The sequence below is a fragment of the Mucilaginibacter sp. P4_G9 genome (assembly GCF_056400985.1).
Window position 1 is genome coordinate 1 of record NZ_JBFUKF010000837.1, and the last position, 955, is coordinate 955.

A 955-nucleotide genomic window follows, 5' to 3' on the forward strand; every position below is an offset into this window, starting at 1 on the left:
GACCTGGCCCGATCATACGGATTTGGTGAAGCGGAAAGTTTCATCGGCGAACTTATTAAAGGGAAGAGACATAAAATGGTAATTGCCAGTAAATTTGGTATTAAGCCCAATTGGAAAGCATCATTACTAAAATCTGTAAAACCAATAGTGCGTACGCTACGCGGGAAGTCAAAAAAGCACGTAGATAAAAAAATAGAATTAACAGATGTTCCGGCAAAAAACATGAGTGACTATTTTCTTGACCGGATAATTCTGTTACGTGGGACAGATATGCGTAATAGTTTGGAGAAAAGTTTGAAAGAATTAAATACTGACTACCTGGATTATTTCTTTATTCACGAGCCACATAGTAGTATTTCGTACATAGATGAGCTTCAGGAAATGGCCGACAGGCTAAAAACAGAGGGTAAAATAAGGGCATGGGGACTGGCTTACATGCAGGCACAACGACCACTCCACGAAACATACATTGATGACTTTGATTTATTACAATTTAATTGTTCGCCTGGAATAGCTGGTTATAATGAATTAGTTCTCAACAGAGGTATTGAGCCCAATATTATTTTTTCGCCTTTACGTGGGGGAGACACCGGTATGAGTGCGGGAGTTAAACTAAAAAAGCTTTTTGAAGATTTTTCTCAAAGCGTAATTCTTTGTTCTATGTTCAACCCAGAGCATCTTAAGCAAAATATCGAGATTGCCAAACAATAACCATTTAATTAACATTGTTATAATAGTAGTAACTAAATGATCGTTTTTTTAATAAAAATGTATATAATTTAAACTTTTTGTTGTAATTTAGCAATTAATAAAAAACTTCTACTTACCCATATGCTTGATTTAACTATCGCAATACCTGTACTGAATGAGGAGAGTAACTTACCAGGGTGCTTAGCCGCTATCGGTAAAAATCTGGCAAAAAAAATAGTAATAATTGATTCCGGAAGTACTGATA

At 35.5% G+C, this 955-nt stretch carries 2 protein-coding genes; both read left to right on the forward strand.

Annotated features, from left to right (window positions below):
- Window positions 1-711, forward strand: a 711-nt coding sequence (locus tag AC1DPZ_RS28020; RefSeq protein WP_477409710.1) for an aldo/keto reductase, incomplete at its 5' end; no start/stop codon positions are given.
- Between the two features lie 120 nt (window positions 712-831).
- Window positions 832-955, forward strand: a 124-nt coding sequence (locus AC1DPZ_RS28025) for a glycosyltransferase (protein WP_477409712.1), incomplete at its 3' end; no start/stop codon positions are given.